Raw genomic sequence first — 16,175 nt, 5'->3', positions numbered from 1 at the left:
AAGGCTTTTTGTTGTTACTTTAAAAGAACTCCATTCAACTAAAGGTGAAAACGAATTTTTATTTGAGTGAATGTGGAAAAGGAGTTCGGAATACATTTAGTGAATAGAAGAAATTATTGAAATAAAATAGAGAAGCTGGGGGAGAAATGAGAAAATTCAGAGGGGCAATGTTAATCATTCTGGCTGGCAGTTTAATAGGTTTGGTTGGTTGTTCAGAAAAAACAGCGAAGGAAAAGGCATTAGAGAAAAGAGTAGCCGACCTGGAGCAGGAAATTAATAAGGAGAAAGATTCAAAGGAAGAAGCAAAGCAAACAGAAACAAATCAGCAAAACGAAGTGATGCCGGCTGTGGTCGAGGTAGTGGATCCAATTACAAAAAAAGTGATAAAGAGCTTTACGCCAAAGGATATGGGGTACGAAACAGATAAGGAAAAGTATAAAGAGCAAATAGAGAAGTGGGCAAAGGATGCGGCTAGGGGAACTGAGGCTGCACCTGGTTATGACCAACGGATGGTCCCTGACAGGTTAGGTGCGGATGGGCAGATTATAAAAGGAAAACCGAGGACAATTTTAGAAGAAAAAGAGTTGTCAGAGAAAATAATCAACGCTTCAGCAAAGGGTGGAACTGTAGAGCTGCCTTTATATATAACCGAATCCGGGTATAAGCCGGAAGAAGCATCACAATTGGGAGAAGTCGTTGTTGCATCGTTTACGACCCATTTCAACAGCAGCATAAAGGGGAGATCGAGAAATATTGAGCTTTCTGCCCAGGCTATCAATAATGTCATTATCGGAATGCAGGACGTATTCTCCTTTAATACGACAGTCGGGCCGAGTGACCAGGCACATGGCTATCAGAAAGCACCGGAAGCGGTGAACGGCAAATTGGTTGAAGGAATCGGCGGGGGCATTTGCCAGACATCTTCGACTTTATATAATGCGGTGGACAAATTAATAGTCACTTATGTGGAAAAGCACCACCACTCACTCCATGTCGGGTATGTGCCAACGGGGAGGGACGCTACCGTATCTTACGGTGGAGTAGACTTCAGATTCCAGAATACAACGGAAGCACCGTTACTGCTGAAAGCATACACAAATAACGGATCACTAACCGTAGAAGTAAGAACCTCCAAAGCATACCAGAGTAAGGTCAGAGTAAGATGACCTAAACCTGGTGACAGGCACCTTCCAGGTAACTGGGAGGTGCCTGTCACCAAAAAATAGAAGATTTTCTTTGAAAAATTATGTAAAATAGGGACTGTATGGATATTCGAACAGTTTGGAGAGGTCTCTATGTCTAATAGTATCCCGATTTTTGGAAATGAAAAGGAATCTGCTTTATATAGTCCTGATGAATTAATAGATTTATTCCTTAATTGCACCGCTGATGGGTTTGCTATTGTTGATATGGATAATCGCTTTATTCGAGTGAACCATATGTATACAAAAATTTTCGGTTACACTGAGGAAGATGTAATAGGAAAAACATATGAAGTTTTTCCTAATCCGGAAATAGTAAGAGACATAATTAGCCAAGTCCAACAAGGCAAAGCATTCCCTAATATGATTACCCAACGTTATCATAAAAACGGAGCTTGTCTTGACATTGCGGTGTCTTATTCTCCTTTTAGAAATACGAAAGGGGATATTGTGGCTGTAATCGCTATTTTTCGCGATATTACTGAAGTAGTGACGATGGAAAGAGAATTGAAACAAACACGGGAACTATACAAATTAATAACAGAAAACACTTCCGATATGATTAAAGTTTTTACAAAAGACAGAACTATCATTTATGCCTCACCATCCTATGAAAAAGTGATGGGTTTTACCCCTGAGGAAATGATAGGACGGCATGTATATGATTTTATTTTTCAAGATGAAATAGAAAACTTTGAAGAGAATTTCCAGAAACTATTAGAAACTGGAGAACCTCAAATCATACTAGAAAGAGTACGAACTGCTAGTAATGAAGTTATTTATTGTGAATCAAATATCTCTCCGATATATAATGAGGGAATTGAAAGCAATTCCTTTGTCACCGTCACCCGAAATATCACTGACAGAGTAAAAAATGAGGAAGCACTCCGTAATTTAGACCGGCTTTCCATCATTGGCCAATTAGCTGCGGGGGTTGCCCATGAAATAAGAAATCCTTTGACTTCTTTAAAAGGATTTTCAAAATTATTAAAAGACATTAATTCTAAAGAAAAGGATGATCATTATTTATCCATTATCATGAGTGAGTTAGACCGGATTGATATGATTGTGAATGAATTTATGTCCTTGGCTAAACCACAGGCAATTCAATTTGAAAAAGAAAATTTAATTTCCATTTTAAATAGCACGATTAATGTCCTGCATCCGCAAGCTCTTCTGTACAATGTTCAATTCCAAGTCGATTTTTTTGGAAAAGATATTGAATTAATGTGCAGTCCGCATCAATTGAAGCAAGCCTTTCTTAATTTTCTTAAAAATGCAATCGAATCGATGCCTAACGGGGGAAATGTTTACATTAATGTACTAAAGAAGGAAAATCAGAGAGTAATGGTTTCCTTTACTGATGAAGGTGCGGGTATTGACTCGGAGCTTTTGAGGCAGTTGGGCACACCGTTTTATACAACCAAGGATAAGGGAATAGGACTTGGACTGACGGTCAGCAATAAAATCATTCAAGAACATAATGGTTTAATGAAAATCAAGAGCCAAAAGGGTAAAGGTACGATTGTAAGCGTCGAATTGGAGTGTATATAACTCCGTTGAAAAATAAGAAAGGCAAGGAAAGAGAAACCCACTTTCCTTGCCTTTTTATGTATAGGTAAAAACGGATGGTACCGGTGGATAGAATCCTATGGTATAGATTAACATTTTTTGAATTATAAGTCTATTATTTTATTGTTTTTACCGTAAAATTTATCACAGGAAGACAAAAGGGGGATTTAGTATGTTTCGATTAGGAATGCCTACGCTAATGGAATATCATTCATTAGAGGAGAATATTAGCTTATGCAAAGAACTGGGGCTGGACTTTATTGAATTAAACATGGACCTGCCAATTTTCACACCTGAAAACCTGAGTGCTGAGGAATTAAACAGATATAGAAAAGAATATCAGGTTGATTTTACCGTTCATTTGCCTGAAGAATTTAATTTCACATCCTTTCACCCAGCCGTAAGGAGAGGACATATTGAGAGATGCAAAGAGGCAATTGTCTGGGCAAGTGCTGCTAATATTAAAATCCTGAACATGCATATTAATAATGGCATTTATTTTACCATGCCTGATTCTAAAATTTGGGTCAACGAGAAATTTGAAAACGAATTTCTTTCGCTATTCAGGGAGTCTTATCAAGAAATACTTGAATTCGCAGTCGTACAAGGTGTAAAAATTTGTCATGAAAATACACGAAATTTCTATCTTCCGTTTATTAAAAAAGGACTTGAGGCCATTAGGGATTTAAACGGCTTTTACCTAACGTGGGATGTTGGGCATGATGCAAAATGTGATTTTAGGGAAACACCAATTTTTGAATATCTAATGGAACATATTGTTCATATGCATCTACATGATTTCAATGAAAAAGGAGATCACCAGGAATTATATACTGGTATGGTGCCAATTAATGATCGACTAAGATTGGCAGAAAAAAATGAACTTTCGGTCGTGGTCGAAATTAAAACAAGCCAGGCTTTAAGAAATTCAGTTGAAAAAATTAAGAGAAAGTGACCAAAAAAAGTGACAGGCACCTTCCAGTAAAATGGATGGTGCCTGTCACTTTCTTGACGTAGAAACCAGTGTGATGTTATATTACTTACATAAAGTAACTAACAGTTAAAAGGTAATGAAAAAATAACACATTCTTTATAACCATTAGTAAGTATATGATGATAAAATCAATAGTTGAAAATGACGCCACAGGGGGCGGAATTAAAATAAAGGGGTATGACAAAATGATAGGTACAGGGCTTGATAACAAGGTTCTTTCTATATTAGAAGAAAAGATTCAACTAATCAAAACCGACACAGGGGCAATTTATTTGGTTGGTCCAATACGGCTGCCCGTGAATTTGGATGGTGAAACGGTTACCTTTCAATGGTATTCTTGGCTGCAGACGGAGGAAGTAACAGAAGACTATAAGCAGATTATCGAAAAACTGTCTTCTTCCAACCTGGCTGAATATCAGCAATCAAGCGTCCTGGTTTATGGCGATTTTCAATATGAGGCGGATGCACTGATTCGAATGCATTCGATTTGCCATACAGGAGATATTTTTGGAAGCAAGCGTTGCGATTGCGGCTTTCAGCTGAAGCAGTCGATGAAAATGATCGTCGAAAAAGGCACAGGCGCATTGTTTTACTTAGCTAACCATGAAGGCCGTGGAATCGGACTTTTCAGCAAGGCGATGGCATATGTACTTCAGGAAAACGGATATGATACTGTCGAGGCTAACCTTAATCTCGGTTTTGTCGACGATTCTCGTAATTACAGTGACGCAATCCAGGTGTTAAAAGCACTTCGTTCCCAGCCGGTCACATTAATCACGAATAACCCCAAAAAGCTGGAAGCATTGAAAAATGCCGGTCTCCATGTGAATGGCAGAACACCTTTATGGGGAGACAAATCGGAATACAATGAGAAATATCTGCAAACGAAAGTGAGCCGTTCAGGCCATTTGGAAGATGGAGGCACCGGAATTTAATGACTAATCATGAATTCTACATGGAGCTTGCCTTAAAGAATGCACAGGCGATGAAAGGGCAGACCGACCCGAATCCGCTGGTCGGCGCTGTTATCGTGAATGAAAATCGTATTGTTGGTGTAGGTGCCCATCTTAAAGCCGGCGAAGCGCATGCAGAAATACATGCGATCCGTATGGCAGGCGAAAAGGCGAAGGGTGGAACAATATATGTGACACTTGAGCCTTGTTCCCACCATGGCAGGACGGGTCCATGTGCGGTAGCAATTGTCGAGGCGGGCATCCAGAAGGTTGTTATTGCAGCTCTGGATCCGAATCCCCTTGTTTCCGGCAGCGGTGTCAAAATTCTGCAAGACGCCGGCATTGAGGTAGAAGTGGGTATCCTTGAAGAGGAATCCCGGAAAATGAACGAGGTATTCAATAAATTCATCGTAAAAAAACAGCCATTTGTCACTCTGAAATCAGGGATAACACTGGATGGAAAAATTGCATCCTCATCAAACGACAGTAAATGGATAACATCTGCAGAGGCGAGACATGATGTCCACATCTTAAGAAATGAGAACATGGCCATCCTCGTCGGAGCCAATACCGTCATTGAAGATGACCCCGAATTGACGGCACGGATCCCAAATGGACGAAATCCTATCCGGATTATTATGGACTCTACCTTAAGAATTCCACTCGATTCAAAGGTTGTTACAGACCATCTGGCCGAAACATGGATTTTTACAACCCAAAAATATGATGCCGAAAAGAAAATTCAGCTTGAGATTGCAGGCCTAAAGGTATTTGTGACAAATGGATCTGAGCGTGTAAATCCTACTGAGGTATTGGAAATTCTGGGAGAACAGCTTGTCTCTTCCGTTTTGGTTGAAGGCGGAGGTGGCATCAATGCGGCTTTCCTTGAAAATAAAGTAGTTGATAAAGTTGCATTATATATCGCACCAAAGCTGATTGGCGGCCAGCATGCTCCGTCCTTTTTTGGGGGAACAGGCTTTGACATGATGGCGGATGCGCTGGAGCTTGACGATGTAAGCATTGTAAAAATAGGCAAGGATTATAAATTTACCGGCTATCCTGTTTATCCGGAACGATAAAAAGAGGTATTGATCATGAAATTTGGCTTTGATATTGATGACACGCTTATTAACCTGAGGGAGCATGCGTTTCATCTGTATAATAAAAAATTAGAACAAGAGATTGGTCTGGACGTTTTTCGTGCGTTAGAAACGGTCGAAATCCACGAACCATTTGGCATGACGGCAGAAGAAGGCGGCCGAATGTGGAACGAATCGCTGGAAGAGATATACTTTACCTCGTGCCCTCCGTTTCCGAATGCTCTTGAGTTTTTGCAGGCGCTAAACGAGAGCGGACATGAAATCTATTATATAACCGCACGACCGAAGGAACACGGAGAGCGGACAAAGAAATGGATGATGGAGCAGGGATTTCCCGTCCAGGAGGGCCGGTTTTATTACGGAATGAAAGACGAAGAGAAAGTGAAAATTATCCGTGAACTCGAGTTGGACTATTATTTTGATGATAAGCCAGCCGTGCTGGAAACTCTTGAGGCAGATTCCCTGAATATCTTTGTTATGGATCAATCCTATAACAGGCATGCCAGTTATCCCCGAATTACAAGCTGGAGAGAATTTTCCGAAACAATAAAGGATCAGCTGAAATAAGGATAAGCGTTACACCCTGATGGGAGTAACGCTTATTTTTTTAAAAAAATGATAGCGCTTTAAAAAGCTTCATTGTTATATTTCTGTTTTTTTGATATGTTTAAGAAAATGTCGGAAAAAATAGAAATTAGAGGGAACCTGTCACAGGGGGTTACATATGAAGTTTAAAAAAGAAATCCATAAGCATAATTTAATCATTATATTGGGGTTCATTATCATTGCTGAATTATTTGATGAAGCAAGCTTCTTCATTTTTAGGTTCAAAGGATTAAGGGCTTTTATCGTAGATTTAGGGGTACTCCTTGTTTCATTGTTTTTGGTTTATTTTATGCTGAAGGGAATTAACAAAACGGCATCAGAACTCCATAAAAACCGCAAAAGGCTTAAGAATATATTCGATACGCTTGATGTGGCCATCTGGTCCCATGACTTAAAGAGTGGAACCTTATTAATTACACCTGGAATTGAAAAATTATATGGCTATTCGTCCGCAGAGTTTTATCAGGATAAAACGCTTTGGAAAAAGGTCATCCATCCAGAGGATTTGCATGTTCTTGTTGAAAGGGAGAACCAATTGTCAATGGGGAAGGTTGTCACAAGTAGTTACAGGATTATCCGTCCTGATGGCGAAGTGCGATGGATTCAGGACCGCGGCATTCCGGCACTTGATGAAAATGGGAATCTTGTGGATTTTAATAGTGTACTGTTTGACATTACTGATAAGAAGGAAAGCGAGGGGCGGTATCGGAGTATTGTTGAGATGTCGCCTGATATTATTGCTGTTTACAGCCGAGGAAAGATTGATTACATAAATGAATCAGGCTGCCGTCTTTTTGGCGCTGCCAGTACAAAAGAACTGATTGGGCAGTCTGTGACGAAAATGATTCCTGCAGAAATTCTTGAGCAAATCAAAAAACGAGAACTGACGATTGAGGATGATTTCGAAGTAAAAATGCGGTTTGAATTTTGGCCGTGCGCCTTGATGGTAAAAGCATAGAGGTCGAAATGACAGCCATGCCGATCCTTTATGAGGGAAGGGTGGCAAGGCAGATTGTCGGGCGGGATATAACACAACGCAAGAAAACGGAAAAAACGATTCAATATATGGCTTACTATGATGCGTTAACAGGCTTGCCTAACCGGAATATGTTCAGACAGCATTTGAATGAAGCGTTGAAAAAGCTGAATAATGGAATGCTCGCCGTCCTGTTTTTGGATTTGGACCGTTTTAAGATTATTAATGATACAAAAGGCCATACGATTGGGGATCTTATTTTACAAATTGTCGCAAAGCGCTTAAAGAACGCCGTCCAGGAAGAAGGAATGGTTTCACGCCAGGGCGGGGATGAATTTATCATCCTGCTTGAAAATATTGATAAAGTAAAAGTTATCCAGCTTGCACAGCGGATTCTCGCTGAGTTTTCCTATCCAATAGAAATTAACCAACAGGAATTCTTTGTTACTCCAAGTATAGGCATCAGCCTTTCGCCGACGGATGGGGATGATGAGGAAACACTGATTAAGCATGCGGATACCGCCATGTATCTTGCAAAAGAACGAGGGAAGAACAATTTTCAATTCTATACATCCCAGCTCCATGGCCTTTCATCCCGCAAGATGGAACTGGAAAATGGGATGCGCAAGGCGCTGGAACAGAATCAATTTGTGCTGTTCTATCAACCGCAGGTAGAACTGGAAACAGGCAAAATAATCGGTGCGGAAGCATTGGTCCGCTGGCACCATCCGGAAAGGGGATTTATTTCTCCAGGTGATTTCATATCGCTTGCGGAAGAAACCGGGTTGATCGTCCCTCTCGGAAAATGGGTGCTTAGAAAGGCTTGTGAGCAAAATAAGGCATGGCAGGATCGCGGGTTAGAAGCTTTTCCGATTGCAGTAAATATATCCGTCCGCCAAATCCAGGAAGATGATTTTGTGGAGCTGGTCACGAAAATTTTACAAGAAACCGGCTTGGACCCGAATTTTCTTGAACTTGAAATTACAGAAAGCATTATGCAGGACATTGAAAGGTCGACGATTATCCTTAATCAGTTGAAGGAGCTTGGGGTGAAAAATACAATCGATGATTTTGGAACGGGTTATTCTTCCTTAAGCTATCTCAAACATCTGCCAATTGACAGCATTAAGATCGATAAGTCATTCGTAGATGATATTATCCATCATTCAAGCCAGGGAGCAATGGTCAAAACGATTATTGATATGGGGCATAACCTCCAGTTTCAAGTTATAGCTGAAGGGATTGAAACACAAGAGCAGGTCCAGTTCTTGAAGGAAAATGAATGCGGAGTAGGCCAGGGCTACTTCTACAGCAAGCCGCTGCCATCAGAGGAAATCGAGCAGTTGTTCATGGCTGGCTGTACGGCAAAAGGCTTACCAATTTAAATACATTCCAAGTAAAAAACCAGCAGATTCTGCTGGTTTTTTACTTGGATAAAATTTGCTTTATATTATCCTTTTCGGAAAAATAAAGACCGTCAAAATTAATGGTGTATGCCCTAGCATGATTTTAATGGAAAAACCGCATAATAATGCGGAGAGGATGTGATTTTTCTGACGGCGGCGGAGAGTATCGGGTTTGTTTTATACGATGTACATACAATTGGAACTGTTTCGCTTCACCAGGTTTTAGAAGCGGAAAGGGCCATGCATGAACTCATTAATACTTACTGGTACCAAACCAGTTTTTTAACACCAAAATGGTGGTTTTTAGTCATCCTTTCTATTGTTCCTGCAATTATCTGGTGGTTTGTTGTAGATAAAAAAAGAATTACTGAAGTTACTGCATTTGGTTTATTTTATGGAGTTGCAGCAACCATTTTGGACTCCATTGGAAGCAACATGATGTTATGGACTTACCGTATAAGACTAACCCCATTTATGGACCCGCAATTTTATCCTTACGATGTAGGGATTGTGATTATTCCATTTATGCTGGTCTTTCAACGTTGGGGAAAAAACTTTAAAAAGTTTGCACTCTATTCATTATTATTATCTTTTATGCTGGCATTTGTCGCAGAACCTGTGATGGAATGGCTGAAAATATACAAGCAGATAATATGGAGAAACATATACTCATTCCCTATCTATTGGCTGCTGAGCTTAATTTGCTGGGGGATCATAAGGCATTTTAAATCATTAGAGCAAAGGTGAATGTTGCCTTTGCTCACTTCAAGTTACCGACATTATTTATTTAAGGATATAACATTTGCAGGAATTCCGTTTTGTAAAATTAGTTTGTGTGGAAAGGTAAGGACAAAGGTTGTGCCTTGCTGGTTTACACTTGCTACTCTCCATTTCCCTTGAAACGCCCTGATAATACTGTAAGCTACCATAAGGCAAGGCAGGTTCCCTTACCATCTTTTATGGAGTAAAATGGCTCTCCCAGCCTGTGAATCTGTTCTTTAGTCATACCGATACCAGTATCCTGAATAGTTATTTCAATCTCTTTGCTGATATGGGCAGTAGTGACAGAAAGGATTCCGCCATTAGGCATTGCCTCCAGGCCATTTTGCAAAATGTTTAAAAGGCATTGCCTAAACTTCTGCCGATCTCCAGAAAATACACTGATAGGTCCCCATTCGCATAAAATCTCAACCGAATTCATGTTTGCAAGGGGCTTGAGGACATTTAAAACAGTCCGGATTTCCTCATTTACATCCATTTCCTCAATAGATATGAGAGAAGGTTTGGTAAAAGTAAGGTAATCGCTTATTATTTTTTCGGCACTTTGTAATTCCTGCAACGCAAATGTTACATAATCTTTTATATTTCCCTCTACAGCTGAATCCTCATTTACAAGCTGAAGAAAGCCGCTGGCTGAAGTTAACGGGTTTCTTATTTCGTGGGCGATGGATGCAGCCAGGTTGCTTGCAGCATCCATTTTCTGCGATTTGATCATCTCATTTTGGAGGAAATCATTTTGCGAAAGGGCTTCAAGTACGTAGGAAACCATTCCAGCCCCAAGAGAGGGAATCACTAAAAATGCAATCCAAATCTCATAGCTATGAATTAATCCACCCTTAAACAGTCCCATTACACCCATTGTAATGAGCGACATGAAGGCTGTGAACAGGATGGTAGAACGTACACGCCTGGCGACAGGCAATCTCATAAATAAAGGATGAAGCACCCAAAGTAAAATGGCATAAAGGCTGTATATGGTTGTGGCAGCGATAAAACCGGTATGAAAACCGTAAAAAAGCCCTCTGATAATAATAGTTAAAACCGCTAACCATGGACCAAATCCAAGATATAAGCCTCCTATAATGACAGGGATTTGCCGTAAATCAATACGGAAATCCCCATTGATAGGTGCGGAAAACCAAAGGCATACTAGGAGAGAAATCGTAAAACCGAAAAACATAACGATTCGGTTAATATTTTTCTTTGGGTAACGTTCTATAAATAAACGTGATATAAAAAGTATCAATATAAGAAGAGAGAGGTTAAATAATAAATGCTTTGTCATTTTTTAGGTTTTCACCGCCGAAATGTTATTAATTAACAACATTTTACATGTGATAATTTTATTCGGCAATTATTTTGTAAAATTTGTGCGAAAGTTGTAATAAATACCATTTTATTTAAAAAACGTTCCAGTGAATCCAGGAACGCATAAACCGTCATTTAAATTAATTGTTTCATTAATGCTAACTCTTTACCAGTACCTTGCTCGAATAAAGGAAACGAAAGGGTAAAAGTAGTCCCAGCGCCAAGTTTACTAGAGACATCAATTGATCCGTTCATCGATTTTATTAGAGTGAATGTTGTCATCATGCCAAGTCCGGTCCCTTTGTCGCCCTTCGTACTAAAAAAAGGTTTCCCTAAGCGTTTTAATTGCACTTCACTCATTCCAATCCCGGTATCTTTGATATCAACATATAAATTAGAATCATCCTGATAGGTACAGATGGATAGGACCCCTCCGTTTTCCATTGCTTCAATAGAGTTCTTAAATAGATTCAATAAACATTGATGAATTGAAGCTTTCTCTCCGAGCATGAAACAGGAGGGTTGGGAATCAAAATAGATTTCAACAGTATTAAGATGTGCAAGAGGCTCTATTATTTCCACTATCTTATATATCTCTTCAGCTAAATTTATTTTATCCTTTTTGTTAGAAACTGGCTTTGCATATGTAAGGAAATCCCTAATAATTCGTTCAGCCCGATCGATTTCAGATACCGCAATTAATGCGTACTCTTTCTTCTTTTTCTCATCAAATCCGTCAGTAATAATAAGCTGTAAAAAGCCTTTAATCGCTGTCATTGGATTGCGGATTTCATGGCGAGGGCTGAACTAAGGTGGGAAATACTCTCCAGCTTTTCTGATTTCAAAAGCTGCTTCTGATTTCCCGGTTCTTCTGCCAATTTTCTATGGTATGTGTCATGAGGCCAGTTCCTAAGGCAGGCAAAACAAGAAAACTAATTATAAGATTTTTTGAATCGATGGGTTTATCTAAAAAATCCAAAATGGTGATTAAGGTAATGGATGAAAAAATCGAAATTAGAATAGAAATGGCCACTCTTCCAAAAGAGTTATGTTTCTCCAGGAAACGACGGTGAAGGGAGATTAGGATGATAGCTTGAATGCCATAGACAACCGTACAAACCCATAAGCCCATATTAATTCCTAAGAAGGCACGAAAGATGATCGTAACAGCGTAAAAAGAAAAACCGCCACCAGCCAAGGTATAAGGTACCTACTATAATCGGTACTTGTCGCAAATCGAACCTTATATCGCTATTTGTTTCTACAGAAAGCAGCATACATAAAAAAACCGCAGCCGAAAAATATGAAAACAATAAGAATTTGGATGCTTTTGCATTTACTTTGCGGTCAAGCCTTAATTGCAAAAAAAAGAGAAAAACTAATATGATAGATAGATTAAAAAACAGCTGTCTTGTCACTTCCAAATTATTCACCGTCCAAAGATCCTTTTTCTCATTTTACTCTTTTTTAAAATTCACCCCATGTGTGAAAAATCACTTTATTTTTTGACGATTTTGTTAAATCTGAATTTAAACTATTATTTTAGATAAAACAGGATTATTAAAAAAATAGGTCTACCTATGAATGCGGTTAAGAAGGTAAATATTATAGAAGTCAAACTAATGAAGATAAAAAGGAATTAATTTGGAAAAGGAGAATACTATAAAGAAATACGAAGGGGTGATTTTTTGAAAGTCCATGAAACCCAATCTACAGAGGAATATAACCCTAATGAATCGGATAAAGTATATACACCCTTGGAGGATATACAAAGAATTGAAGGGGGCACAATATATAAAAGGCAAAATGTCCGGTTTGGTTCACTTCCAAAAGGAATTAGGTATATCGGCTATTTTATGGTTGGCTTCCTGGCTGTCAGCGGTATAATCGGAATCATCTTAAGTTTTTTCTTTTAAATAAAATTTTGATTGTTTTTTATTGGTAACTGAGTATAATAGGTAAAAATACCATTTAAAGTCAGAGAAGAAGAGAGTAGTTATTTTGCAGAAGCGAAAGCGAGCCTGGGATAGTGAGAGCCTGGCGCGGAGCAAATAATGAAGCGCACTTTGGAGATGCTTGCCTGAATATGAAGTAGGGAAAGTCGGGGAGAAACCTCGTTAACAATGTCGAAGTGGTTTTTATCATTTAGATAAAAACAATTAGAGTGGTACCGCGGGATTAATTCAAACTCCCGCCTCTTTTTTAAAAGAGGCGGGAGTTTTTTATTTGGAGGAGATAACATTGAATTACAAGGACGATTTTGCAGGGCTGCTAAATGATTATTTAAGTGGGCAATTAGAACAAAGCAAGCTAATAAACATGATTGAAAAACCAAAGCATGACAAGATGGGCGACCTTGCTTTTCCGTGTTTCGAGCTGTCGAAGCTTTATCGGAAGGCTCCCCATACAATAGCATTAGAAGTGGCAGAGAGCATCCAGTCGCCACTTTTTGAAAAAATAGAAGCAGTGGGCGGTTATGTGAATGTTTTTTTAAATAAAAATATGGTTTCCGCTAGAGTCATAAAAGAAGTCATTTCACAAAAAGAATTCTTTGGTTCTCTGAACTTTGGTAACAGCGGAGTTATCACCGTCGATTTTTCATCTCCAAATATAGCGAAGCCTTTTTCAATGGGGCATCTGCGTTCGACGGTTATTGGGAATGCATTATCTTTGATTGCCGAAAAATGCGGTTATCAGCCAGTTCGAATTAATCATTTAGGTGATTGGGGAACACAGTTCGGAAAACTGATTGTCGCTTACAAGCTGTGGGGTGATGAAGAGAAAGTAAGAGAGAGCCCCATTAAAGAGCTGTTAAAATTGTATGTTAAATTCCATGATGAAGCCGAACAAAAACCAGACCTAAACGACCAGGCCGTGAATGGTTCAAGAAGCTGGAAGATGCTGATGAGGAAGCGATGCAGCTGTGGAAATGGTTTCGTGAAGAATCGCTTAAAGAGTTTTCAAAAATTTATCAGCTGTTAGGAATCTCTTTTGATTCCGATAATGGGGAAGCATTTTATAATGATAAGATGAACACGGTCATCGAGTTGCTGGAGCAAATGAATTTACTGGAGGAATCGGAAGGTGCGCAAGTAGTTTCGCTGAGCCAGAAAGAACTGCCTCCCTGCTTAATAAAGAAAAGGGACGGAGCAACCCTGTATGCGACCCGTGACCTTGCAGCCGCGATGTATCGTCAGGAACAGTATCAATTTGTTAAATCCTTTTACGTGGTGGGCAATGAGCAGACCCTTCACTTTAAACAACTGTTTGCTGTGCTTGAGAAAATGGGGTACCAATGGTACAAAGGCTTGACCCATGTTCCATTTGGCATGATTTTAAAAGACGGCAAAAAAATGTCCACGCGTAAAGGCAAGGTTGTTTTATTGGAGGAAGTGTTAAATGAGGCAATTCGCCTTGCCTTGGAGGGAATCCAAGAGAAGAATCCTTCCCTTGCTTCAAAAGAGGAGGTCGCCCGCCAGGTAGGAACGGGAGCGGTGATTTTTCACGACCTAAAGCATTTCCGCTTAAACGATATCGAATTTTCCTTAACAGACATGCTGAGATTTGAAGGCGATACTGGTCCATATGTTCAATACACCCACGCCCGTGCCGCTTCACTTCTTCGAAAGGGTAATTATAAGGAAAGTGACGAATCAGCTTTAATGGATTTAGACGAAGCGTGGCCGGTGGTTCACACCTTAATGTACTTTCCTGATACGGTAATGCGGGCAATGGAGGAATATGATCCATCACAAATTGCCAAATACGTGATTGAGCTTTCAAAAGCATTTAATAAATATTATGCCTCCGTTCGCATATTGGATGACCAAGAAAAAAAACAGGAACGACTATCGCTTGTTTATTGTGTGAAAATTGTCCTGAAGGAAGGCTTGCGGTTATTAGGAATAGGAGCTCCTGAGGAGATGTAATTCCAAACAAAAAAGCGGAATGCTTTGTTAAGCACCCGCTTTTTTTGCACTATTTATTATGCTTCGCGCGCTTGAAGCGTTTTACTTTTATTTTCTTGCGTTTGATTCGTGGGAGCCTTGGTTCTTTTTCTTTGATGAACCTAAAGACGATAAATAGAATATATGTCGCCAAAGCTACGTAGAAAAATTCCGGAACATGCCTGAAATGCGATTTTGATAATAAGTAGAACATATAAATCAGGAATATTGTGGTGATAATACTGTTCTTTGGCAATTTAATTTTCTTCATGCTCGGGATTTTAACCGTGCTGACCATTAAAATCGCTAATGCATAATAAATAATAAGGAAAACCCATGCCGGAATATCTTTAGAGAACAGGATCAAAAACGCTACAATTGCCCCCGCAAGTGTGATGGGAATCCCTTTGAAGTGTTTTAGTGATTCCTCCTGGGCGGTAATATTGAAGCGAGCCAGCCGGTAGGAGCCAAACAGCGGAAATAAACTGGCCAGTACAATCCCTGTCATACCGTAGCCGGTAAGATAAGTGTGAATCGTCAAAAATGCCGGAGCCACACCAAATGAAACGATGTCTGCCAGTGAATCAAGTTCTTTGCCAATTTCATTTGATACACCTAAAATTCTAGCTACCCTGCCGTCCAATGCATCAAGCATAATGGCGATGAAAATGAGGATAGTCGCATTTTTTGGATCTCCATTGATAATATAGCTGATGGATAAAAAGCCGCAAAATAGGTTTCCAAACGTTAAAAGATTCGGTATATGCTTTTTCACAGTGCACTTCCTTTAAATAATATCTTTGTATTATTATAACGAACAATTAGTCCAGGCGGAAATCACATTTTTTATTCGGAATGCTTTTTACCGGCCTATTATTCCATTCCCGAATAAATGATTTTAAATCCCTATTAAGGTATCTTTCCCGAGAAGATAGAATTTCTTCCATGAAAAACTGAATTATAATAACTATTATAATGGAAAAGCCTGCTTTTTTTAACTTATTTTTCTGTGGTAGGCTTCTTCGAGAACGGCTTTTAACCCTTCACATTTTCCTGATATAAAAGTGTTCCAAAAGGATTTCCCTATTTTAGCCAACTCCTCTGGGGGATAACTGTCTTTATCAAATTTTCCCCAGCAGCCATCCTCAGTTAGCTTATCCCAAGAGATATAGTCTGAGAACATGCGATTTTCAGGAGGAATATCGGAACCCATTGATTCCAGTTTTACATACTCAGGACATAGCCACAGCATATAATCTCCTCAATACTTCCTTTTAGAAATTATATATAAAAAACACCAGTACTTCCATAATTGTAGTAACTATCCGAAA

The 16,175-nt window shown here is 39.3% G+C and carries 16 protein-coding genes, 1 pseudogene and 1 other annotated feature; of the genes and pseudogenes, 11 read left to right on the top strand and 6 right to left on the bottom strand.

Translation table 11 applies throughout. The annotated features are described in order from the left end of the window. The first annotated feature begins 146 nt into the window (after positions 1-146). The 9 genes from RCG23_RS09700 (at position 147) to RCG23_RS09660 (ending at position 9,556) form a co-directional block, all read left to right on the top strand. The gene (locus tag RCG23_RS09700; protein WP_308179538.1) at positions 147-1,166 is read left to right on the top strand and encodes a VanW family protein; all 1,020 of its coding nucleotides are present in this window, start codon (positions 147-149) and stop codon (positions 1,164-1,166) included. Between the two features lie 129 nt (positions 1,167-1,295). Then, positions 1,296-2,756 carry a PAS domain-containing sensor histidine kinase gene (locus tag RCG23_RS09695; RefSeq protein ID WP_308179537.1) on the top strand — a complete coding sequence of 487 codons (1,461 nt, stop codon included), beginning with the start codon at positions 1,296-1,298 and terminating at the stop codon, positions 2,754-2,756. Positions 2,757-2,946: 190 nt separating this feature from the next. After that, positions 2,947-3,729, top strand: a complete 783-nt coding sequence (locus tag RCG23_RS09690; RefSeq protein WP_308179536.1) for a sugar phosphate isomerase/epimerase family protein — start codon at positions 2,947-2,949, stop codon at positions 3,727-3,729. A 224-nt stretch (positions 3,730-3,953) separates the two neighbouring features. Then, a complete protein-coding gene (locus RCG23_RS09685) occupies positions 3,954-4,703 on the top strand; it encodes a GTP cyclohydrolase II (RefSeq protein ID WP_308179535.1) in 750 nt (249 codons plus the stop codon). Further along, the gene (gene ribD / locus RCG23_RS09680; protein WP_308179534.1) at positions 4,703-5,800 is read left to right on the top strand and encodes a bifunctional diaminohydroxyphosphoribosylaminopyrimidine deaminase/5-amino-6-(5-phosphoribosylamino)uracil reductase RibD; all 1,098 of its coding nucleotides are present in this window, start codon (positions 4,703-4,705) and stop codon (positions 5,798-5,800) included. The genes RCG23_RS09685 and ribD overlap by 1 nt, the downstream gene beginning before the upstream one ends. A gap of 15 nt (positions 5,801-5,815) precedes the next feature. Next, positions 5,816-6,388, top strand: coding sequence for a 5' nucleotidase, NT5C type (locus RCG23_RS09675; protein WP_308179533.1), 573 nt, complete (start codon positions 5,816-5,818; stop codon positions 6,386-6,388). Positions 6,389-6,545: 157 nt separating this feature from the next. Continuing rightward, positions 6,546-7,385 (top strand): PAS domain-containing protein, encoded by an 840-nt coding sequence (locus RCG23_RS09670; protein WP_308179531.1) that lies wholly within the window; start codon positions 6,546-6,548, stop codon positions 7,383-7,385. Continuing rightward, the gene (locus RCG23_RS09665) at positions 7,361-8,788 is read left to right on the top strand and encodes a putative bifunctional diguanylate cyclase/phosphodiesterase (RefSeq protein WP_308180021.1); all 1,428 of its coding nucleotides are present in this window, start codon (positions 7,361-7,363) and stop codon (positions 8,786-8,788) included. Before RCG23_RS09670 ends, RCG23_RS09665 begins: the two co-directional genes overlap by 25 nt. Before the next feature lie 159 nt (positions 8,789-8,947). After that, positions 8,948-9,556: a CBO0543 family protein gene (locus RCG23_RS09660; protein WP_308179530.1), complete on the top strand. Its 609-nt coding sequence runs from the start codon at positions 8,948-8,950 to the stop codon at positions 9,554-9,556. Between the two features lie 175 nt (positions 9,557-9,731). Here RCG23_RS09660 and RCG23_RS09655 read toward each other — a convergent pair whose 3' ends face one another. The 4 genes from RCG23_RS09655 to RCG23_RS25950 form a co-directional block, all read right to left on the bottom strand. Then, positions 9,732-10,874, bottom strand: coding sequence for a histidine kinase dimerization/phospho-acceptor domain-containing protein (locus tag RCG23_RS09655; protein WP_308179529.1), 1,143 nt, complete (start codon positions 10,872-10,874; stop codon positions 9,732-9,734). Between the two features lie 158 nt (positions 10,875-11,032). After that, the gene (locus RCG23_RS09650) at positions 11,033-11,686 is read right to left on the bottom strand and encodes an ATP-binding protein (RefSeq protein WP_308180020.1); all 654 of its coding nucleotides are present in this window, start codon (positions 11,684-11,686) and stop codon (positions 11,033-11,035) included. A gap of 52 nt (positions 11,687-11,738) precedes the next feature. Next, on the bottom strand, positions 11,739-12,095 hold the full coding sequence (locus RCG23_RS09645) for a hypothetical protein (RefSeq protein ID WP_308179528.1): 357 nt from the start codon (positions 12,093-12,095) through the stop codon (positions 11,739-11,741). Then, positions 12,031-12,315, bottom strand: coding sequence for a LytS/YhcK type 5TM receptor domain-containing protein (locus RCG23_RS25950; RefSeq protein ID WP_374049847.1), 285 nt, complete (start codon positions 12,313-12,315; stop codon positions 12,031-12,033). The genes RCG23_RS09645 and RCG23_RS25950 overlap by 65 nt, the downstream gene beginning before the upstream one ends. Positions 12,316-12,585: 270 nt before the next feature. Here RCG23_RS25950 and RCG23_RS09640 point away from each other — a divergent pair, with 270 nt between their 5' ends. Then, entirely contained in the window at positions 12,586-12,813 is a 228-nt protein-coding gene (locus RCG23_RS09640; protein ID WP_308179527.1) for a hypothetical protein, read from the top strand. A gap of 55 nt (positions 12,814-12,868) precedes the next feature. Next, positions 12,869-13,099, top strand: a binding site (T-box leader). A gap of 39 nt (positions 13,100-13,138) precedes the next feature. Continuing rightward, a pseudogene (argS, locus tag RCG23_RS09635) lies at positions 13,139-14,826 on the top strand (arginine--tRNA ligase). 49 nt (positions 14,827-14,875) lie between these two features. On the opposite strand, the gene pssA reads toward argS, so the two are convergent. Together pssA and RCG23_RS09625 are read right to left on the bottom strand one after the other, a co-directional pair. Next, positions 14,876-15,619 carry a CDP-diacylglycerol--serine O-phosphatidyltransferase gene (gene pssA / locus RCG23_RS09630; RefSeq protein WP_308179526.1) on the bottom strand — a complete coding sequence of 248 codons (744 nt, stop codon included), beginning with the start codon at positions 15,617-15,619 and terminating at the stop codon, positions 14,876-14,878. 219 nt (positions 15,620-15,838) lie between these two features. Continuing rightward, on the bottom strand, positions 15,839-16,096 hold the full coding sequence (locus tag RCG23_RS09625) for a hypothetical protein (RefSeq protein ID WP_308179525.1): 258 nt from the start codon (positions 16,094-16,096) through the stop codon (positions 15,839-15,841). Positions 16,097-16,175 lie beyond the last annotated feature (79 nt).

Origin of the sequence: Neobacillus sp. PS3-34 (genome assembly GCF_030915465.1) — a bacterium.
In the GTDB taxonomy this organism is placed as follows: Bacteria; Bacillota; Bacilli; order Bacillales; family Cytobacillaceae; genus Neobacillus_A.
This window is presented reverse-complemented; position numbering and strand designations above follow the sequence as displayed.

Bases quoted from the DNA above. Each gene is read 5' to 3' on its own strand.
- RCG23_RS09670 (WP_308179531.1), top strand. From the start codon at position 6,546: ATGAAGTTTAAAAAAGAAATCCATAAGCATAATTTAATCATTATATTG.
- RCG23_RS09625 (WP_308179525.1), bottom strand. From the start codon at position 16,096: ATGCTGTGGCTATGTCCTGAGTATGTAAAACTGGAATCAATGGGTTCC.
- RCG23_RS09700 (WP_308179538.1), top strand. From the start codon at position 147: ATGAGAAAATTCAGAGGGGCAATGTTAATCATTCTGGCTGGCAGTTTA.
- RCG23_RS09655 (WP_308179529.1), bottom strand. From the start codon at position 10,874: ATGACAAAGCATTTATTATTTAACCTCTCTCTTCTTATATTGATACTT.
- RCG23_RS09685 (WP_308179535.1), top strand. From the start codon at position 3,954: ATGATAGGTACAGGGCTTGATAACAAGGTTCTTTCTATATTAGAAGAA.
- RCG23_RS09690 (WP_308179536.1), top strand. From the start codon at position 2,947: ATGTTTCGATTAGGAATGCCTACGCTAATGGAATATCATTCATTAGAG.
- ribD (WP_308179534.1), top strand. From the start codon at position 4,703: ATGACTAATCATGAATTCTACATGGAGCTTGCCTTAAAGAATGCACAG.
- RCG23_RS09675 (WP_308179533.1), top strand. From the start codon at position 5,816: ATGAAATTTGGCTTTGATATTGATGACACGCTTATTAACCTGAGGGAG.
- RCG23_RS09695 (WP_308179537.1), top strand. From the start codon at position 1,296: ATGTCTAATAGTATCCCGATTTTTGGAAATGAAAAGGAATCTGCTTTA.